The 18312-nt window shown below is 68.3% G+C and carries 20 protein-coding genes; 9 read left to right on the plus strand and 11 right to left on the minus strand.

Features of this window, described 5'->3' with window-relative positions; genetic code table 11:
- Positions 1-8: 8 nt before the first annotated feature.
- From tatA to pafA, 4 genes are all read right to left on the minus strand, one after another.
- Positions 9-257, minus strand: coding sequence for a Sec-independent protein translocase subunit TatA (gene tatA / locus A5759_RS18010; RefSeq protein WP_064393934.1), 249 nt, complete (start codon positions 255-257; stop codon positions 9-11).
- A 35-nt stretch (positions 258-292) separates the two neighbouring features.
- Positions 293-1255, minus strand: coding sequence for a YafY family protein (locus A5759_RS18015; protein WP_068199992.1), 963 nt, complete (start codon positions 1253-1255; stop codon positions 293-295).
- 31 nt (positions 1256-1286) lie between these two features.
- Positions 1287-2276 carry a YafY family protein gene (locus A5759_RS18020; RefSeq protein ID WP_068199995.1) on the minus strand — a complete coding sequence of 330 codons (990 nt, stop codon included), beginning with the start codon at positions 2274-2276 and terminating at the stop codon, positions 1287-1289.
- A 249-nt stretch (positions 2277-2525) separates the two neighbouring features.
- A complete protein-coding gene (pafA, locus tag A5759_RS18025) occupies positions 2526-3884 on the minus strand; it encodes a Pup--protein ligase (protein ID WP_094286531.1) in 1359 nt (452 codons plus the stop codon).
- A gap of 165 nt (positions 3885-4049) precedes the next feature.
- Between pafA and A5759_RS18030 the strand changes: the two genes are divergently transcribed.
- Genes A5759_RS18030 through A5759_RS18040 form a run of 3 tightly spaced genes read left to right on the plus strand, consistent with a single transcriptional unit; the run spans position 4050 to position 6798 of the window.
- Positions 4050-4325 (plus strand): hypothetical protein, encoded by a 276-nt coding sequence (locus A5759_RS18030; RefSeq protein WP_064418275.1) that lies wholly within the window; start codon positions 4050-4052, stop codon positions 4323-4325.
- Positions 4322-5890: an alpha/beta hydrolase gene (locus tag A5759_RS18035; RefSeq protein WP_068199998.1), complete on the plus strand. Its 1569-nt coding sequence runs from the start codon at positions 4322-4324 to the stop codon at positions 5888-5890. Before A5759_RS18030 ends, A5759_RS18035 begins: the two co-directional genes overlap by 4 nt.
- Positions 5887-6798 (plus strand): alpha/beta fold hydrolase, encoded by a 912-nt coding sequence (locus A5759_RS18040; RefSeq protein WP_064393940.1) that lies wholly within the window; start codon positions 5887-5889, stop codon positions 6796-6798. Before A5759_RS18035 ends, A5759_RS18040 begins: the two co-directional genes overlap by 4 nt.
- A 1-nt stretch (position 6799) precedes the next feature.
- On the opposite strand, the gene prcA is transcribed toward A5759_RS18040, so the two are convergent.
- From prcA to dop, 4 genes are all read right to left on the minus strand, one after another.
- Positions 6800-7543, minus strand: coding sequence for a proteasome subunit alpha (prcA, locus tag A5759_RS18045; RefSeq protein ID WP_064393941.1), 744 nt, complete (start codon positions 7541-7543; stop codon positions 6800-6802).
- The gene (gene prcB, locus A5759_RS18050) at positions 7540-8448 is read right to left on the minus strand and encodes a proteasome subunit beta (protein WP_064393942.1); all 909 of its coding nucleotides are present in this window, start codon (positions 8446-8448) and stop codon (positions 7540-7542) included. The genes prcA and prcB overlap by 4 nt, the downstream gene beginning before the upstream one ends.
- Positions 8445-8639: a ubiquitin-like protein Pup gene (locus A5759_RS18055; protein ID WP_064393943.1), complete on the minus strand. Its 195-nt coding sequence runs from the start codon at positions 8637-8639 to the stop codon at positions 8445-8447. Before A5759_RS18055 ends, prcB begins: the two co-directional genes overlap by 4 nt.
- Before the next feature lie 93 nt (positions 8640-8732).
- Positions 8733-10229 carry a pup deamidase/depupylase gene (gene dop, locus A5759_RS18060; protein ID WP_064350045.1) on the minus strand — a complete coding sequence of 499 codons (1497 nt, stop codon included), beginning with the start codon at positions 10227-10229 and terminating at the stop codon, positions 8733-8735.
- Positions 10230-10269: 40 nt separating this feature from the next.
- Here dop and A5759_RS18065 point away from each other — a divergent pair, with 40 nt between their 5' ends.
- Positions 10270-11187: a hypothetical protein gene (locus A5759_RS18065; RefSeq protein WP_197506101.1), complete on the plus strand. Its 918-nt coding sequence runs from the start codon at positions 10270-10272 to the stop codon at positions 11185-11187.
- 30 nt (positions 11188-11217) lie between these two features.
- Positions 11218-12378 carry a hypothetical protein gene (locus A5759_RS18070; protein WP_064418278.1) on the plus strand — a complete coding sequence of 387 codons (1161 nt, stop codon included), beginning with the start codon at positions 11218-11220 and terminating at the stop codon, positions 12376-12378.
- On the opposite strand, the gene A5759_RS18075 is transcribed toward A5759_RS18070, so the two are convergent.
- Complete coding sequence (locus A5759_RS18075; RefSeq protein ID WP_068200143.1) at positions 12348-12986, minus strand: hypothetical protein; 639 nt, start codon at positions 12984-12986, stop codon at positions 12348-12350. The two genes, A5759_RS18070 and A5759_RS18075, sit on opposite strands and share 31 nt — an antisense overlap.
- A 105-nt stretch (positions 12987-13091) precedes the next feature.
- Entirely contained in the window at positions 13092-14933 is a 1842-nt protein-coding gene (arc, locus tag A5759_RS18080) for a proteasome ATPase (protein WP_064393945.1), read from the minus strand.
- A 145-nt stretch (positions 14934-15078) separates the two neighbouring features.
- Here arc and A5759_RS18085 point away from each other — a divergent pair, with 145 nt between their 5' ends.
- From A5759_RS18085 to A5759_RS18095, 3 genes are read left to right on the plus strand one after another with little or no spacing between them, the layout of a single operon-like run.
- On the plus strand, positions 15079-15570 hold the full coding sequence (locus A5759_RS18085; protein WP_064418279.1) for a hypothetical protein: 492 nt from the start codon (positions 15079-15081) through the stop codon (positions 15568-15570).
- Positions 15571-15577: 7 nt separating this feature from the next.
- Entirely contained in the window at positions 15578-16123 is a 546-nt protein-coding gene (locus tag A5759_RS18090; protein WP_068200001.1) for a hypothetical protein, read from the plus strand.
- A 7-nt stretch (positions 16124-16130) separates the two neighbouring features.
- Positions 16131-16427, plus strand: a complete 297-nt coding sequence (locus tag A5759_RS18095) for a DUF503 domain-containing protein (RefSeq protein WP_064418281.1) — start codon at positions 16131-16133, stop codon at positions 16425-16427.
- Positions 16428-16486: 59 nt separating this feature from the next.
- On the opposite strand, the gene A5759_RS18100 is transcribed toward A5759_RS18095, so the two are convergent.
- Complete coding sequence (locus tag A5759_RS18100; protein ID WP_064425623.1) at positions 16487-17320, minus strand: tRNA (adenine-N1)-methyltransferase; 834 nt, start codon at positions 17318-17320, stop codon at positions 16487-16489.
- Between the two features lie 73 nt (positions 17321-17393).
- On the opposite strand from A5759_RS18100, the gene A5759_RS18105 reads away from it, so the two are divergent.
- Positions 17394-18281, plus strand: a complete 888-nt coding sequence (locus A5759_RS18105; RefSeq protein WP_068200004.1) for a RecB family exonuclease — start codon at positions 17394-17396, stop codon at positions 18279-18281.
- The last annotated feature ends 31 nt before the right edge of the window (positions 18282-18312 follow it).

An 18312-nucleotide genomic window follows, 5' to 3' on the forward strand; every position in this document is an offset into this window, starting at 1 on the left:
CTCGGCGTTCAGGCCGGACGTTTGTCCGATGGCTGCTCGGTCTCGGGACCCGCAGCGTTGTCAACGCGCTCCGAGGCGATCGGAGTGGCCGGCGGCGTGTCCGACTTGGAATCGGCCTGCATCTCCTTGATCTCCGATTTGAAGATCCGCATCGACTTGCCGAGCGAGCGTGCCGCGTCCGGGAGCTTCTTGGCACCGAAGAGCAGCACGAATACGGCGATAACGATCACCCAGTGCCAGGGTTGTAGACCGCCCATTTAGGTCACCTCCAGACGTCGCGGCCAGTCTACCGTCACTCGGCCGCCGCGCCGTAGGCGCGCAGCGCGGCGTGCGCCGATTCCCGCACCCTCTCGGCAAGATGAGCGGGCTCGAGCACCCGCACCGCCGACCCGAAACCGAGCACGAAGCGGGCCATCCAGTCGTCGGAGGCGTAGGTCATCGCGGCCTCCCAACCGGCGCCGTCGGGCAGTTCCCGGCTGACCCGCAGCGGGTAGTAGTCGAACATCCACGCCGCCGACCGATCGATCAGCAGAAGTGCCGACGGCAGAGAGGGGTCCGCGTCGAACAGCGAGGTGTCCGGTTCGGCCTGCACCGCCGGCGGTGGCGGCGACGAGGGCTCGTTGAGCACCTGCGCGTCGACGATGCGGTCGAAACGGAACAGCCGCACCCCCTCGGCGGTGCGGCACCACGCCTCCAGGTAGCTGTGGTCGCCGACCAGCACCACACGGATCGGGTCGACGATGCGGCTGGTCAGCACGTCGTGCGACGCCGAGTAGTACTCGATGGACAAGGCGTGTCCGTCGCGCACCGCCTCCCGCACCGCCGCGGCCGCCTCGCTCTCGATCGGCGCGGGCTCGTCGACCGCGGCACCGTCCTGGCCTACCGTGCCCGCGGCGGACTCGATCTTCGCGATCGCGCTGCGCGCCGCCTCCGGGTCCACCATGCCGGGCACCTCGGCCAGCGCGCGCAGGGCCACCAGCACGCCCGTCGCCTCCGGCGACGTCAGGCGCAGCGGGTGGTCGATACCGGCGGTGAACGTCACTTCGATTGTGTCGCCGGAGAACTCGAAGTCGATCAGGTCCCCGGGTCCGTATCCCGGCAGCCCACACATCCACAGCTGGTTCAGGTCTTCGCGCAACTGCTTGACGCTGACGCCGAGATCGGAGGCCGCCTCTGCGTAGGTGATCTTCGGGTTGGCCTGGAAGTACGGCACCATGTTGAGCAGCCGGACCAGGCGCGTCGATACGGCCGTCATGCGCGATCCGCCTTCGCTACTCGCTCGCAAGTCACTGTTGGCCTGCCTGCGCCGTCAACCGGGCCACCACGTCGTCACGCAACGAGTCGGGCTCGAGTGCCACCGCGTCGGGACCGTAGCTGGCGACCTCGCGGGCCAGCCGGTCGAACATTCCGATGTCGATGGTGATGACCTCGCCCGCGCGGCCGTTGTGTGTCTGCGGAGTCGCCGATGCGGCCTGTCGACGCAACGCGGTGCCCTTGCCGTCGGCGATCCACACCCGCGCCTGGCCGCCCGATGGCCACTCGCCCACTGCGCGTTCGACGACTTCGCGTAGGTCGACGCCCTGTGGTCGCTTGACCGCGCCGGGCGGTCCGACCGTGGTCACCTCGGCGCCGATGCGAGAGAGCCGGAACGTGCGTGTGGCGTCGCGGTCGCGGTCGTGTCCCACCAGATACCAGCGGCCCCGGTGCGTGATGACGCCCCAGGGTTCCACCGTGCGAGTGGTGTAGGGGTCGCTGCGCGACGGCCGGTGCGGGAACTGCACGGCTTGTCCGGAGTCGATGGCGGACAACAGGATTCCCAAGACCTCCTCGGAGCCGCGCAGCCCGGGCAGTGCCCCGGTCGACGTGATCGCCGGTGCGGCCTCCACGGCGTCGATGTCGATGCCCGCCGCGCGCAGTTTCAGCAACGCGCCCTGGGTGGCGGTGATGAGCTCCGGCGATTCCCACAGCTGGGTGGCCACGGCGACGGCGGCCGCCTCGTCGGGGGTCAGTTCGACCGTGGGCAGCGCGTATGCCTCCCGGTTGATCCGGTAGCCCTCGGTCGGGTCGAACTGCGAGACCCGCCCGGTCTCCAGCGGAATGCCCAAGTCGCGCAACTCGTTCTTGTCGCGCTCGAACATGCGGGAGAAGGCTTCATCACTGGCGCTGTCGGCGTATCCCGAAACCGTCTGGTGGATCCGCTCGGCGGTGATAAAGTTGCGCGTCGACAGGAGTGCGATCACGAGGTTCATCAGCCGTTCGACTTTGGAGATCGCCACTCGACCCAGCTTAGGGTGTGCCGCCCACCGGCCGAGCGCTCAGCCTCGTACCAGTTTTCGCGCCGAAACCGCACACAGGTGAGCGCTCACGCTGCCGCCGCCTGGACGAGGACGCGCCGCCGGCCCCTCCAACTGCCGAGCGTCGGGATTCTGACGGGTTTCGGCCAATTTTGCGCCATAAACCCGACGCCCGGCGGGGCGAACTGAGCGAGCACCTCCCGAGCGCAGCGAGGGGATTCCCGCGAGCGCCTACATGGAGGCGATGAGCCGCTTCACCCGCTCGTCGACCGACCGGAACGGGTCCTTGCACAACACCGTGCGCTGCGCCTGATCGTTGAGCTTGAGGTGCACCCAGTCGACGGTGAAGTCGCGGCCGGCCTCCTGCGCGGCGCTGATGAACTCCCCGCGCAGTTTGGCCCTGGTGGTCTGCGGCGGCGTGTTGACGGCCGCCTCGATGTCCTCGTCGGTGGTGATCCGCGCGGCCAGTCCCTTGCGCTGCAGCAGATCGAACACTCCGCGACCGCGCTTGATGTCGTGATAGGCGAGGTCGAGTTGGCTGATCTTCGGGTCGGACAGCTCCATGTTGTAGCGGTCCTGATAGCGCTGGAACAGCTTTCGTTTGATGACCCAGTCGATCTCGGTGTCGACCTTGGCGAAGTCCTGGCTCTCCACGGCGTCGAGTTGGCGTCCCCACAGGTCGACGACCTGTTGGATCTGGGTGTTGGGCTCCCGGCTCTGCAGGTACTCGACGGCGCGGGCGTAGTACTCGCGCTGGATGTCCAGGGCGCTGGCCTGCCTGCCGCCGGCCAGGCGTACCGGGCGCCGGCCGGTCAGGTCGTGGCTGACCTCCCGGATCGCGCGGATCGGGTTGTCCAGCGAGAAGTCGCGGAACGCGATTCCGGCCTCGATCATCTCGAGCACCAGCGACGCCGTGCCCACCTTGAGCATCGTGGTGGCCTCGCACATGTTCGAGTCGCCGACGATGACGTGCAGCCTGCGGTACTTCTCGGCGTCGGCGTGCGGTTCGTCGCGGGTGTTGATGATCGGGCGCGACCGGGTGGTGGCCGAGGACACGCCCTCCCAGATGTGCTCGGCGCGCTGACTCAGGCAGAACGTCGCGGCCTTGGGAGTTTGCAGCACCTTGCCCGCACCGCAGATCAACTGGCGGGTGACCAGGAACGGCAGCAGCACGTCGGAGATGCGCGAGAACTCTCCGGCTCTGACGATCAGGTAGTTCTCGTGGCAACCGTAGGAGTTGCCCGCGGAGTCGGTGTTGTTCTTGAACAGGTAGATGTCGCCGCCGATGCCCTCGTCGGCCAACCGCTGTTCGGCGTCGATGAGCAGATCCTCGAGCACCCGCTCACCCGCCCGGTCGTGGGTGACCAACTGCGTGAGGCTGTCGCACTCGGCGGTGGCGTACTCGGGGTGGCTGCCCACGTCGAGGTAGAGCCGGGCGCCGTTCCGGAGAAAGACATTCGAACTGCGGCCCCACGACACGACGCGCCGGAACAGGTAGCGCGCCACCTCGTCGGGGCTGAGCCGACGGTGGCCGTGGAACGTGCAGGTGACACCGAATTCGGTCTCGATGCCCATGATCCGTCGCTGCACCTCATCGAGACTACTTGTTGCTCGGCGGTCGCGGTGGGCAAGCCGCGCCGAAGAAGGCAGCGGACATCGGGGTGGACACCCTCCGCGCGGTCCGTAAGGACGGCCACGAGCTTGGCCCTGTGGATAACTTCAGCAGCGCGGACGTCGGTTCTGTCAGCATGAGCCATGGGGGAAATCGTCGAGGTCGACGTGTCGCAGCTGCGCACCGTCGCCCAGAAGGTCATGACCGCCGCCGACCGGATCGCCGAGATGCGTTGGCCCGAATTGAATCCGGGTGAGCTGCCCGGCGCGGCCGTCGCCGACGTCGCCGCGACAGCGCCCGTCGCGCCCGGGCTCGCCGAGGTCGTCGCCAACATGCGCGGCTGGGCCCTCGCGGCGCGAATCTCCGCGGACGCGTTCGAGCGCGCCGAGCAACGCACCGCCGTCCGCGTCGGACGGTGACGCGGCCGACCATCGGCCAGGCCCAAGCCTGGTCTCCGGGCGCGCTGAGCCGGCTGGCCGACGGGTGGGGCCGCAACGCCCGGTCCGTGTGCGTGCACGCCGACGCCCTGGCCGCCGAATTCAGCTTCTGGACCGGTGCCGCCGCCGACACGGCCCGCCAGCGCGCGAAAAGCATTGTGGCGACGGCCGATACGCTCTCGCGCGCACTGGTGCTCGCCGCCGCGGCGGCCCGCGACGGCGCCGCCCAGATCGGCGCCGCCCGAGCCGACGTGATGGCCGTGGTCGCCACCGCGCGCGCCGAGGGGTTTTCCGTCGACGACGCCGGGGCGGTCGCGGTGCACGACCCGCCGTCGCCGCTGCTGGTCGCGCTGTCCGGAGGTGCCCCGCCGGTCGCCGTCGAGATGCTCACCCTGCGTGCGGCCGAGCTGACCGGCCGACTCGCCGAGGCACTGGACCGGCTCGAGGCCGCCGACGCCGACGCTGCGGCCGACATCGCCGAGGCCTTCGTGCTGCCTGCCGCCGGTAGTCAGGCCGCCGATGCCGACGTCGTCGCCGCATGGCCGGTCACCAGCCAGGACCGGATCGCCGATCAGATCGCGGCCATGACACCCGAGCAGCGGCAGCGGCTGATCGACGACTTCCCCTCGCAGGTGGGCAACACCGACGGCGTGCCGTGGCAGATGCGGGTCGAGGCCAACCGCACCAACGTGGCGCAGGCCGTGCTGCGCGAACCCGACCCGCAGCGGCTCACGGTGTACCGGGACCTGCTCGGCGAGATCGACGATCCCGCAGGCGGACACGCCCGCCTGGACCGCCAGGTGCTCGCCTTCGACCCCCGCCGTTCATCGCTGGTCGAACTGCACGGCAACGTCGCAACGGCCTCCAGCGTCGCCGTGCTCGTACCGGGGCTGAACACGACGATCACCGGCTCGGCGGCCAACGTCGGGACCGCGCGCAGGTTCGTCTCGGCGACCCGCGGCGACGTCGCCGCCATCACCTATCTCGGCGGGCCGTTTCCGCGCGGCGACAACGTCGTGAGCGGTCTGGCGGCGGCGGCCGACCCGCGCTACGCGCAGGCCATGGCGCCGCGGCTGGTCGCCTTCACCGAAGACGTCGATCGCACGGTGGACTCGACGGGCCGCCGGATCCCCGTCACCGTCGTCGGCCACTCCTACGGCGGGTCGATCGTGGGCACCGCGGAGGCGTTGGGCATGACCTCGGACCGCACGATGTACGTCGCCGCCGCGGGGGCGGGCGTCGGGGTGCATGAGCCCGGTGACTGGCACAACAGAAACCCACATGTGTTGCGCTTCTCCATGACACCGCCCGGCGACCTCATCGCGGCCGTGCAGGGCATCCCGGGCGGCCCGCACGGCGCCGATCCCGACGAGATGGCCGGTGTGATCACGTTGCCCGCCGGCCGGTACGACGACGGGCGCCCAATGGCCGGCCCCAGCGCCCATTCCGACGTGCTGAACGCGCCCTCGGACGCGTGGCGCGCGATCCTCGGGGTCATCACCGGTGATATCGGCAGGGATCGTCCAACCTCACAACAACCGGGATGACATCTGGCCAGAATAAGCCGGTGTGGTCGCGCAGCTCGCCCGTCGACGGGTTCCGGCTCGCCTACGACCGGTTCGGCACCAGGGGCGCGTCGCCGGTGGTACTGCTGCACGGCTGGCCCGGAAACCGCCACGACTATCGCCGGGTGGTGCCTCTGCTCGGGGATGCCGTCGATGTCGTCGTGCCGGACCTGCGGGGGTTTGGCGGCTCGGACAAACATGCGGTTGCGATCCGGCACTTCTACAGCGCGACCGCGCAGGCCGGCAGCATCATCGGCCTGATCAAGGAGCTCGAGCTGTCCGAGGTGGTGCTCGCCGGCTACGACGTCGGCAGCCGCGTCGCGCAGAGCGTCGCTCGCATGCAGCCGGATCTGGTGTGCTCGCTGGTGCTGTCCCCGCCGCTGCCCGGTGCCGGTGACCGCGTCCTGACCGCGAAAGCGCAGAGCGAGTTCTGGTATCAGTCCTTCCACCAGTTGCCGCTGGCGGGCCAGCTGCTCGACGGGAACCCCGATCTGGTCCGCGACTACCTACGGCACTTCTGGACGCATTGGTCAGGGCCGAATTTCGCCGTGTCAGAAGACGATCTAGAACGACTGGTGGCCGACTACGGTCTGCCCGGCGCGTTCACCGCGTCGATCGCGTGGTACCGCGCGGGCGCCGGGATGATCGCCCAGTCGCTCACCGAACTGCCGCCCGAGCGTGCCATCAAGATCCACGTACCCACCGATGTGGTGTGGCCGCACCACGATCCGTTGTTCCCGGCCGCATGGTCGGACCGACTCGGGCACTACTTCAGCGACGTGCACGTGCACTTCGCTTACGACGCGGGACATTTCACGCCGCTGGAATGCCCTGAGCAGTTCGCCGAACTCATCCTCATCCGGGCGCGGCCGACGCCGGCCGCCGGCTGACCTACTCTCCGGCGGGTTCGGAGTCCTGCGGAGTCTCCTCCACCGCGGGCAGCAGCGTCTCCAGGGCGGAGCCGGTGATCCGACGGAACGCGCGCCGTGGCCGATTGGCGTCCAGGATCGCCACCTCGAGTGTCGAGGGACCCAGCACGCGCTGTTCGGTGCCACCGTTACCCGCGGCGTGCAGCGCGTCGATCGCGATCTTCATCGCATCTTCCAGGCCGGCGTTCTCGGTGTAGGAGTCGTTGAGGGCAGCGATGATCGGTTCCGTCGTTCCGCCCATGACGACGAAGTGGGGCTCGTCGGCGATCGACCCGTCATAGGTGATGCGGTACATCTCCGGAGGTTTGGACTCGCCGTAGTGTGCGACCTCCGCGACACACAACTCGACTTCGTAGGGCTTGGCCTGTTCGGTGAAGATGGTGCCCAGTGTCTGGGCGTAGATGTTGGCCAACTGACGTCCGGTGACGTCGCGGCGGGCGTAGGCGTAACCCCTGGTGTCGGCGTACTGGATGCCCCCGCGGCGCAGGTTGTCGAACTCGTTGAACCGCCCGACGGCGGCGAACCCCACCCGGTCGTAGAGCTCGCTCACCTTCTGCAGCGAGCGGGACGGGTTCTCGGCGACGAACAGCACCCCGTCGGCATAGGCCAGCGCCACGACGCTGCGCCCCCTGGCGATACCCTTGCGCGCGAGCTCGGACCGCTCACGCATCGCCTGTTCGGGCGAGATGAAATAGGGAAAGCTCACGAATCTCCCCGCGCATCGGTCGAACGGTGGACAGCGTCCGGGCCGAACGTGTCAGCGCGCGAACGGTTTTCGATCACCAAACGGGCGAACTCGGCGATGCGCTCCTCGGTCACCTCTTCGGCGCCGTCGGCGTCGATGATCACCGCGGTCGGGTAGATACCGCGCACGAGGTCGGGCCCACCGGTCGCCGAATCGTCGTCGGCGGCGTCGTAGAGCGCCTCGATGGCCACCCGCAGCGCCGAATCACCGTCCGTCACTTGCGAATACAGTTTCTTCATCGACGACTTGGCGAAGATGGAGCCCGAGCCCACCGACTGGTAGCCCTCTTCCTCGAAGTTCCAGCCGCCCGCCGCGTCGAAGGACACGATGCGCCCTGCCGCTTGCGGGTTGGGGTCGTCGACGTCGTAGCCGGCGAGCAGCGGCAGCGCGACGAAACCCTGCAGGGCCGCACCGAGGTTGCCGCGCACCATGGTCGCGAGCCGGTTCACCTTGCCTGGGAAGGTCAGAGCGACGCCTTCCAGCTTCTCGTAATGCTCGAGTTCGACGGCGTAGAGGCGGGCGAACTCGACGGCGATGGCCGCCGTCCCGGCGATACCCGTGGCCGTGTAATCGTCGGTGATGTACACCTTCTGCACGTCGCGGCTGGCGATCATGTGGCCCTGGGTGGCGCGGCGGTCACCGGCCATGACCACGCCCCCCGGGAACTTCAGCGCGACGATCGTGGTGCCGTGGGGCGCGAAGTCGGAATGGGCGTCGCCTGCATGGGCGGCGGCCCGGTGGGCGGGTAGAAGTTCGGGCGCCTGGCGGCGCAGGAGTTCAGAGAAGGACGACAGGTCCACGGGAACGGATGGAGCTCCAGGTAGGGGCGAGGGAAAGGCCAGCTGATCGCGGTGCGGCCAGGTCACTGTCCACCCTTCTGGACGTATGCGCGCACGAAGTCCTCGGCGTTCTCCTCGAGGACGTCGTCGATCTCGTCGAGCAGGTCGTCGGTGTCCTCGGCCAGCTTCTCGCGACGCTCCTGCCCGGCGGCCGTGCTGCCGGTGAGGTCGTCGTCCTCGCCGCCACCACCGCCACGCTTGGTCTGCTCCTGAGCCATCGCTGCCTCCTGCGTAAGTTGTCGGCGGGCTCACTGCTGCCCGCCGTGACTCCACATTACCGGTCGCCGCGCTGATTGCCTGCGATAGCGCGCCTAGTTGGTGAGCTGTTCTACCAATTCCACGGCGCTGTCCACGGAGTCCAGAAGGGCTCCGACGTGCGCCTTACTGCCCCGCAGCGGCTCCAGGGTGGGAATCCGGACCAGCGAATCACCGCCCAAATCGAATATCACCGAGTCCCAACTCGCCGCGGCGATGTCGGCCCCGAAGCGGCGCAGGCACTCACCGCGGAAGTACGCGCGCGTGTCGGTCGGCGGGTTGTCGACCGCGTCCAGCACCTGCTGCTCGGTCACCAGCCGCTTCATCGACCCGCGGGCCACCAGCCGGTTGTAGAGGCCCTTGTCCAGCCGCACGTCGGAGTACTGCAGGTCGACCAGATGCAGCCGCGGCGCCGACCAGCCCAGGTTCTCGCGATGACGGAAACCTTCGAGCAGGCGCAGCTTGGCCGGCCAGTCCAGGATCTCCGCGCACTCCATCGGATCGCGCTCCAGCAGGTCGAGGACTTCGGCCCACATCTTGACGATGTCGGCGGCCCGCGGATCCGGATCACGGCTGTCCACGAGCTTGGCCACCCGGTCGAGATACATCCGTTGCAGCGCAAGGCCGGTCACCTCGCGACCGTCGGCCAGCGCGACGGTGGCGCGCAGCGACGGGTCGCGGCTGATCACATGCACCGCGTGCACGGGACGGGCCAGCGCGAGATCGCTGAGATCCATCCCCTCTTCGATCAGGTCCAGCACCAGCGCGGTGGTGCCGAGCTTGAGATACGTCGAGGTCTCCGACAGGTTCGCGTCGCCGATGATCACGTGCAGCCTGCGGTACTTGTCGGCGTCGGCGTGCGGCTCGTCGCGGGTGTTGATGATGCCGCGCTTGAGCGTCGTCTCGAGGCCAACCTCCACCTCGATGTAGTCCGAGCGCTGCGACAGCTGGAAGCCCGGCTCGTCGCCGGAGGGACCGATGCCCACACGCCCCGAACCGGTCACGACCTGGCGCGACACCAGGAACGGCGTCAGCCCGGCGATCACCGCGGAGAACGGGGTCTGCCGGCTCATCAGGTAGTTCTCGTGCGACCCGTAGGACGCGCCCTTACCGTCGACGTTGTTCTTGTAGAGCTGCAGTTTCACGGCGCCGGGCACGCTGGCGACGTGCCGCGCGGCGGCCTCCATCACCCGCTCGCCCGCCTTGTCCCAGATCACGGCGTCCAGCGGGTCGGTGCACTCGGGTGCGGAGTACTCCGGGTGGGCGTGGTCGACGTACAGGCGGGCGCCGTTGGTCAGGATCATGTTCGCCGCGCCGACCTCGTCCGCGTCGACGACCGGCGGCGGCCCTGCCGACCGGCTGAGGTCGAACCCGCGGGCGTCGCGCAGCGGCGATTCCACCTCGTAGTCCCAGCGCGTGCGCTTGGCGCGCTGGATCCCGGCCGCCGCGGCGTACGCGAGCACAGCCTGGGTCGAGGTCAGAATCGGATTCGCGGTCGGGTCGGACGGCGACGAGATGCCGTACTCGACCTCGGTCCCGATAATCCGTTGCATGTCGCCAAGCCTAGGTGACGGCGGAAAGTAGCCTGCGACCGTGCCATCCGATCCGGTCGATCCCGCACCCATCGATGCGGCGCGGTGGTGGGTGTCGCGCATCCCTCTCCAGCGGGGTCGCCTCGCGGCCGCGGCGGTCGCTGTCGCCGTCGCGGTGCTGGGCGGTGTGTTCGGCGGCCCGAGCCCGTACCTGCCGAGGAACCTGGTGTGGGTGGCGGTGGCCATCGCGGCGATCCTGGCGCTCACCGCGTTGGGCGTCGGCTCGATATTGGGTTGGGCCGCCCGGGTGACTCTCGCGCATCTGAGCGCGGCGGGCTCACTGCTGCTGCGCGCGCTGCCCGTGCTGCTGCTGACGTTCCTGGTGTTCTTCAACTCGCCGGTGTGGCTGATGGCGGCGACGATCTCGCGCACCCGGCTCTGGCTGGCGCTGTCGTTCCTCACCGCGATCGCGGCGGCGTTCGTCGCGTCGGTGATCGTGGACCGGTTGCGCCCCATGGTCAACGACCCCGATCCGGACCCGGGTCACGCCGCAAAGCTGGACGGTACCCCGTTCGCCGACATGCCCGATCCTGCGCGGGTGAAGCCGCTGAGCCGGCCCGAGCGGTGGAACGTGTATTTCGTGCTCGCGGTGTCGCAATTGGCCCACATCCTGGTGGTGGCCACGGTCACCGCACTGTTGTTCCTGGTGTTGGGCCTGATCCTGCTCTCGCCCGAGCTGCTCGCGGCATGGACGCGCAACGGTTCCAGCGACGGGCAAATCCTCGGCATGACGATCCCGGTTCCGGATGCGCTGATCCAGGTGACTTTGTTCCTGGGAGCGTTGACGTTCATGTACGTCAGCGCCCGCGCGGTGGGCGACGACGCCTATCACGACCGGTTCATCGCCCCTCTGCTCGACGATCTGTGGCTCACGCTGACCGCCCGCAACCGCTACCGGGCCGCCGTTCCGGCGCGGTGAGCGCCTGCCGGAGCGAATCTCGCGCACAATATGCCCGTGTCGGACATGCGTCGGGTGCACAACTGGTTCCTGCATCGCGGTCTGCCGCTTGTTCTCACGCGACGGGTTCGCTCCGGGGCGCTGATCGAACGTTCGGCCCCGACAGTCAGCGGTGTCGGAGCGGTGATTTCGCTGACGATGTTGCTGGCCGATCTCACCGGCGATGATCCTGACATCGGCTATGCGATCCGGTTGGGAGTGCTGACTGCGCTGTTGGTGGCGGCTCCGTTCGTGTTACATCTCCTGCACCGCATCGGCACCGCGCACAGCGAGGCCGGCCGACGGTCGGCGGCGTTGGTGGTGATGGCGGTGTTCGTGCTGGGACTTCCGTTCGCCGACAGCGGTTTTTCGGGCATCGCGGCTGTCGAGGCGGTGGGGTTCGCGGTCGTCGCCGTGGTCACGATCTGGCTCACCTATCTCGGTATCGGCGCGATCGCGTTGTGGGCGCTGCGGTTCGCCTGGGTGCAACTCGGCGCGCTCGGAACACTGATGAGCCGGGCGCTGCCGCTGCTGATGCTCACCGTCGTCGTGTACTTCACCGGTGAGCTGTGGCAGCTGGCCGCCCGGATGCCACGCCAACGGCTCTGGCAGACAATCGGTTTCCTGGCCCTGGTCGCGCTGATCTTCGTGGTCACCACGATTCGCGACGAAGTTCGGGCGCTGCGTGAAGATCGCGCCGAACAAAACGACCCGGCCACGCTGCTCGAGGGCACACCGCTGGCCGTCGCGCCCCGCACGCGCCTGGAACGCACGCCGCTTTCGCTGGCCGAACAGGTCAATGTCGTTGCGGTGATGGTGTTTTCCCAGACGATCCAGGTGGTGTTTTTCACGACCGGACTGTTCATATTCTTCCTCGCGCTCGGCATCGTCGCCGTCCCTGACGATGTCGCGGTGCTGTGGGCCTCGGAGCAGTCCTGTCCGGTCGGTGAACCGCCCTGCCCGGGAACGTGGTTCGGCGTCAACGTGCCGGTGCCGCAGACCATCGTGCACGTATCGCTTTTCGTCGCCGTGTTGTCGGGGTTGTACTTCACGGTCAGCACCAGCGTGGACCCGTTGTACCGCGAGCGCTTCTTCGACCCGCTGATCGCCGACGTCGCGGTCAGCCTGGCCGGCCGCGACGCCTACCGCGCGATGGAGGCCACCAACGAGTAACTGTTGGCGAGATCGTCCTGCGTCACGCAGGCGTCCTCGGTGGCGGTGTCGACCACGAGCGGCGATGTCGGGGTGCGCGCCCGATAGGACCAGCCATCGGGCAGCGACAGCCTGGCGGCGAGGCCGGGAAGGTCGCTCAGCGTGAGCGACGGGTCGACCGTCTGGCTGAACGTCTGCATGACCCACTGCCTGCCGTCCGGGTCGACGAGTTCGTAGATCTCGCGGCCCGCATCGAAGGTGAAGACCGCCTTCCGGTCCACCCGGTTCAGCTGATACGGGGCCGGATTCATCGACGCGAGCTTGACGGTGGCTTGGCGCAGCATCTCGATGCCACCGAAGCTCTTGCGCTCCAATGTCTCCCGGCCCTTCTTGCCGATGCTGCTCATCAGCCAGTACCGCGGCCCGTTGAGCAGTGTGGCCACAGCGCCGTTCTCTTGGGCGATCGCCTGCGCGTCGAGCGCGTTCCACAGGTCGGCCGGGCAGTCGTTGAGCGGAAACGAGTTGTACACCGTGGCTTCGGCACCCGACGGTGTGGACCTGACGAGCAGCACTTCGCCGTACCGCTTGCCGAAAACACCGTCCGTGACCGACAGTTCGTCCGCAGACATGACGCGACGGTATCCCTCGGCGCGCGCGAGCGTGCGCGAATTGCTGCACAACTGCGGCGCGCCGTGTACAAACACGCCCGCTCGCGGCCGAAAAGGTGAGGTGAGCTACAGGTACTGACCCAGGTTGGACTCGGTGTCGATCGCCCGGCTGGCCGACGAGCTCTTGCCGGTGACCAACGTGCGGATGTAGACGATCCGCTCGCCCTTCTTGCCTGAGATCCGTGCCCAGTCATCGGGATTGGTGGTGTTGGGCAGATCTTCGTTCTCGGCGAACTCGTCGACGATCGAGTCCAGCAGATGCTGGATCCGCAGACCCTTGCTGCCGGTCTCCAGCACCGACTTGATGGCGTACTTCTTGGCCCGATCGACGACGTTTTGGATCATCGCACCGGAGTTGAAGTCCTTGAAGTACATGACCTCTTTGTCACCGTTGGCGTACGTCACCTCGAGGAAGCGGTTGTCGTCGATCTCGGCGTACATCCGGTCGACGACCTTCTCGATCATCGCCTTGATCGTCAGCGAGCGGTCGCCGTCGAACTCCGCGAGGTCGTCCTCGTTGACCGGCAGCTCTTCGGTGAGGTACTTGCTGAAGATGTCTTGGGCCGCTTCGGCATCCGGACGCTCGATCTTGATCTTGACGTCCAGGCGGCCGGGCCGCAGGATCGCCGGATCGATCATGTCCTCGCGGTTGGAGGCGCCGATGACGATGACGTTCTCCAGCCCCTCGACGCCGTCGATCTCCGAAAGCAGCTGCGGCACAACCGTCGTCTCCACATCTGAGCTCACACCGGTGCCGCGGGTACGGAAGATCGAGTCCATCTCGTCAAAGAACACGATCACCGGGGTGCCCTCGGAGGCCTTCTCCCGCGCGCGCTGGAAGATCAACCGGATGTGACGCTCGGTCTCACCGACGAACTTGTTCAGCAGCTCTGGGCCCTTGATGTTGAGGAAGTAGCTCTTCGCCTCGCGGGCGTCGTCACCACGCACCTCGGCCATCTTCTTGGCCAGCGAGTTGGCCACCGCCTTGGCGATCAGCGTCTTACCGCAGCCGGGCGGACCGTAGAGCAGCACACCCTTGGGCGGGCGCAGCGAGTACTCCCGGTACAGCTCCTTGTGCAGGAACGGCAGTTCGACGGCGTCGCGGATCTGCTCGATCTGGCGGCCCAGGCCGCCGATGTCGTTGTAGCTGACGTCGGGCACCTCTTCGAGCACGAGGTCCTCGACCTCGGCCTTGGGGATGCGCTCGAACGCGTATCCGGCCTTGGTGTCGACCAGCAGCGAGTCCCCCGGGCGCAGCTTGCGGGGACGGCTGTCGTCGTTCAGGTCGTCGTCGTAGCGCTCCGGCAGGTCCTCGGCCGCAACCAGGGGCTCGGCGAGCCAGACGATGCGCTCCTCATCGGCATGCCCGACCACCAGCGCGCGGTGCCCGTCGGACAGAATCTCGCGCAGTGTGCTGATCTCGCCGACCGCCTCGAAGTTGCCGGCCTCCACGACCGTCAGGGCCTCGTTGAGGCGGACGGTCTGGCCCTGCTTGAGCAACTTGGTGTCGATGTTCGGCGAGCACGTCAGCCGCATCTTGCGCCCGGACGTGAACACGTCGACGGTGTCGTCGTCCTGGACGCCGAGCAGCACTCCGTATCCGCTCGGCGGCTGGCCCAGGCGGTCGACCTCCTCGCGCAACGCGAGCAGCTGCTGACGGGCCTCCTTGAGGGTCTCCATCAGCTTGGTGTTGCGGGCGGCGAGGGAGTCGATGCGCGCCTCGAGCTGATGAACATCTCGGGCGCTGCGCAACCCACTCTGGGGCCCGACCGCGTTCTCCAACTGCTCTCGCAAGACGGCAGCCTCCCGGCGGAGCTCCTCGAGCTCGGCCGCGTCCTCACTGGACAGGCCGGATCCTCGGGCGTCAAAACCCTCTGCGAAAGCGTCAGAACGGTCTGATTCACTCATATTGCGCCCCTCCCCGCACCGAAAGTTGGTGCAGTAACAACTTCAAAGCTACCGGCGATTCAGCCTTTGTGTGCGGTGTAGCAATTCGACACACCTGCACCACTGTTAACCTCTCTGATGTGTTGGTCCGATCGAAAGGAAAATCGTGACCCTGAAAGCCCTCGTTACCGGCGTCGCAGCGGTTGCTGTTGTCGGCGGTGCTGCGGCAGGTGTGACGTCCATTGCATCCTCCAACGTAGCCGCCGCACCGACCGTCACCCCGGTCGTTTGGGACATCCCGATGCCGCAGGCCCCGGCTCCCGAACTCGAAGGCGCGCTTCTGCAGACGCTGCAGGCGCTCGGCACGTCCGGCACGGCCGCTAGCAAAGCGCCGTACATCCAGGGTGGCATCGGGCGCATCGAGAGCCGCGTTGCCGACACCAAGCTTCGTGAGGCGGCCGCCGAAGGCAAGTTCCCGTTGAGCTTCTCGGTGGCCAACATCGACCAGAACGGCCCCGTCGTGTCGGCCGATGTCACCGCGACCGCCGCCACCGGCGGCACGGCCAGCCAGAACATCCAGTTCGTGCCCGGCCCGAGCCCGACCGGCTGGCAGATGGCCAAGCAGTCGCTGATGGCGCTGCTGTCCGCCGTCGGCTAGGAGTCCGGTGCGCCGCACCGACCGTTTCGCAGTCCTGAGCGCCGTCGCGTTAGCGGCGGCGCTCGGGCTTTGCGGATGTGGCGCCGACGAACCGGTAACCGAATCCCCCGCGGCGACCGAGCCGCCGGTCGCCACGTCGCCGACGGTGCAGCCGCCGGACCCGGGGGCGACGAGCGCACCCCTGCCGCCTCCCGAGGCGCTCACCGACGTGCTGGCGCGCATCGCCGACGCCAATGTTCCCGGAGCCGAGAAGCTCCACCTGATCGAGGACGCCACCGCGGCCGACGGTGAAACGATGGACAAGTTCGCCGTCGCGCTGCGCGACGGCGGCTACGCACCGGCGACTTTCGAGGCGAAAGATCTGATGTGGTCCGACGGCGCCGACGGTGTCGTTCAGGCGATCGTCACCGTGCGGACCGCCAACCCGGCGGCGGGCGAGTTCACGTTCCCGATGCAGTTCCGCTTCGCCGACAACCATTGGCAGCTGACCCGTTCGACGACCGATGCGCTGTTGCAGCTCGGTCCGGCCCCAACGCCGACACCGACGCCGTGAGCCGCCGATGTGGATCGGTTGGCTCGAATTCGACCTGCTGCTCGGCGACGTGCGCTCGCTCAAGCAGAAGCGCTCGGCGATCCGGCCGGTGATCGCCGAACTGCATCGCCGATTCGCCGTCTCGGCCGCCGAAACCGGCGCCCAGGAACTGCACCGGCGGGCCAACGTCGGGGTGGCTCTGGTGGCCGCCGACCGTGGGCATGTCGTCGAGGTACTCGACGCCGCCGAACGTCTGGTGGCCGCGCGCCCGGAGTTCGAGCTGCTGTCGGCGCGGCGCGGCCTGCGGCGCAGCACCGACGACTGACCATCGCGGCCTAACTGGTTGATCGCCCTCACCTCGTGCGTGCAATAAACCCGTCAAGGTCAGGTGCCGAGTTGCCGTTTACGCCGCAGCGGCATCGGCGCCACCGCGCCCGGCGCCAGCTTGCGCGCGCAGACCAAAAACGCCGTGTGGCCGCGCATCGTGTGTTGCGGGCGCACCGCCAGACCGACGACGTGCCAGTTGCGTTGCATGCTCTCCCAGGCCCGAGGCTCGGTCCAGCACTGCTGCTCGCGCAGCGCCTCCACCACTCGCGACAACTGCGTGACGGTCGCGACGTAGACCATCAGCACGCCTCCGGCGACCAGCGCGTCGGCGACCGTGCCCAATACCTCCCATGGAGCGAGCATGTCGAGGACGACGCGGTCGACCTCCGGACCGCTGTAGGTGGTCAGGTCGGCGATCACCAGCTCCCAATTCGCCGGCGCCTCGCCGAAAAAGGTCGCGACATTGCGCTCGGCGTGGTGAGCGTGGTCCTCGCGGACCTCGTAGGAGATCACCCGCCCCTCGGGGCCGACGGCCCGCAGCAGCGAGCACGTCAGCGCGCCGGAGCCGGCACCGGCCTCCAACACCCGGGCGCCGGGGAAGATGTCGCCCTCGTGCACGATCTGCGCGGCGTCCTTGGGGTAGACGACCTGGGCGCCGCGCGGCATCGACATCACGTAGTCGACCAACAGCGGCCGCAGCACGAGGAACTGGTCGCCGTTGGTGGACTTGACCACGCTGCCCTCAGGCAGCCCGATCACGGAGTCGAGGGCGATGACGCCGCGATGGGTGTGGAACTCCCCGCCGGGCGTCAACACCATCGTGTAGTGACGACCCTTGGCGTCGGTGAGCTGCACCCGATCGCCGACGGCGAACGGACCGGTCCTTGGCACAGTCGTTCAGCCTGCCAGTAGACGCGCCGTCGTGGGTACCGGGGTTGTCGGACAGCGGTCTTAGGCTGGCGTTATGAACGAGCAGGGCGCGCAGAAGCTGCGGCGCCCGGCGCTGTCGCCCTCGCGGGCCGCCGACTTCAAGCAGTGCCCGCTGCTGTACCGCTTCCGCGCGATCGATCGGCTGCCCGCGCCGTCCTCGGTCGCCCAGGTCCGCGGTTCGGTGGTGCACGCGGCGCTCGAGCAGCTGTACGCGCTGCCGGCCGCCCAGCGCCGTCCGGAAACCGCGATGACGCTTGTCGAGCCGGCCTGGGACCGCGTGGTCGCCGAACGCCCGGACATCGCCGACGAGTTCGCCCCCGAGGTGCGGGCCACGCTGCTGAGGGAGGCGCGCGACCTGCTGGCCGGCTACTACCGGCTCGAGGATCCCACCCGCTTCGACCCGGACAGTTGTGAGCAGCGCGTCGAGGTCGAACTGGCGGACGGGACGCTGCTGCGCGGCTTCGTCGATCGCATCGACGTCGCCTCCACCGGTGAGCTGCGGGTGGTCGACTACAAGACCGGCAAGGCGCCGCCCGAGGCGCGCGCGCTCGCGGAGTTCAAGGCCATGTTCCAGATGAAGTTCTACGCGGTGGCGCTGCTGCGTTCGCGTGGCGTGCTGCCTGCGCGGCTGCGGCTGCTGTACCTGGCCGACGGTCAGATCCTCGACTACACCCCGGACCTCGACGAGCTGATGCGGTTCGAGAAGACGCTGACCGCCATCTGGCGAGCCATCCAGGACGCCGGAGCCACCGGTGATTTCCGCCCGAAGCCGTCGGCGATGTGCGACTGGTGCGCCCACCACGCGCACTGCCCGGTGTTCGGCGGCACCCCGCCGCCGTACCCGGGTTGGCCCGAGGCACCCGATGAAGGTTCGCCGACCGCCGAGGACATCGTGCTGCGAGCGGCGGAGCCTGCGGCGTGAGCCGAGGGCCGGAACGAGCGGGAGCCGAGGC

The organism is Mycobacterium sp. 852014-52144_SCH5372336 (genome assembly GCF_001665615.1).
Taxonomy (GTDB): domain Bacteria; phylum Actinomycetota; class Actinomycetes; order Mycobacteriales; family Mycobacteriaceae; genus Mycobacterium; species Mycobacterium neumannii_A.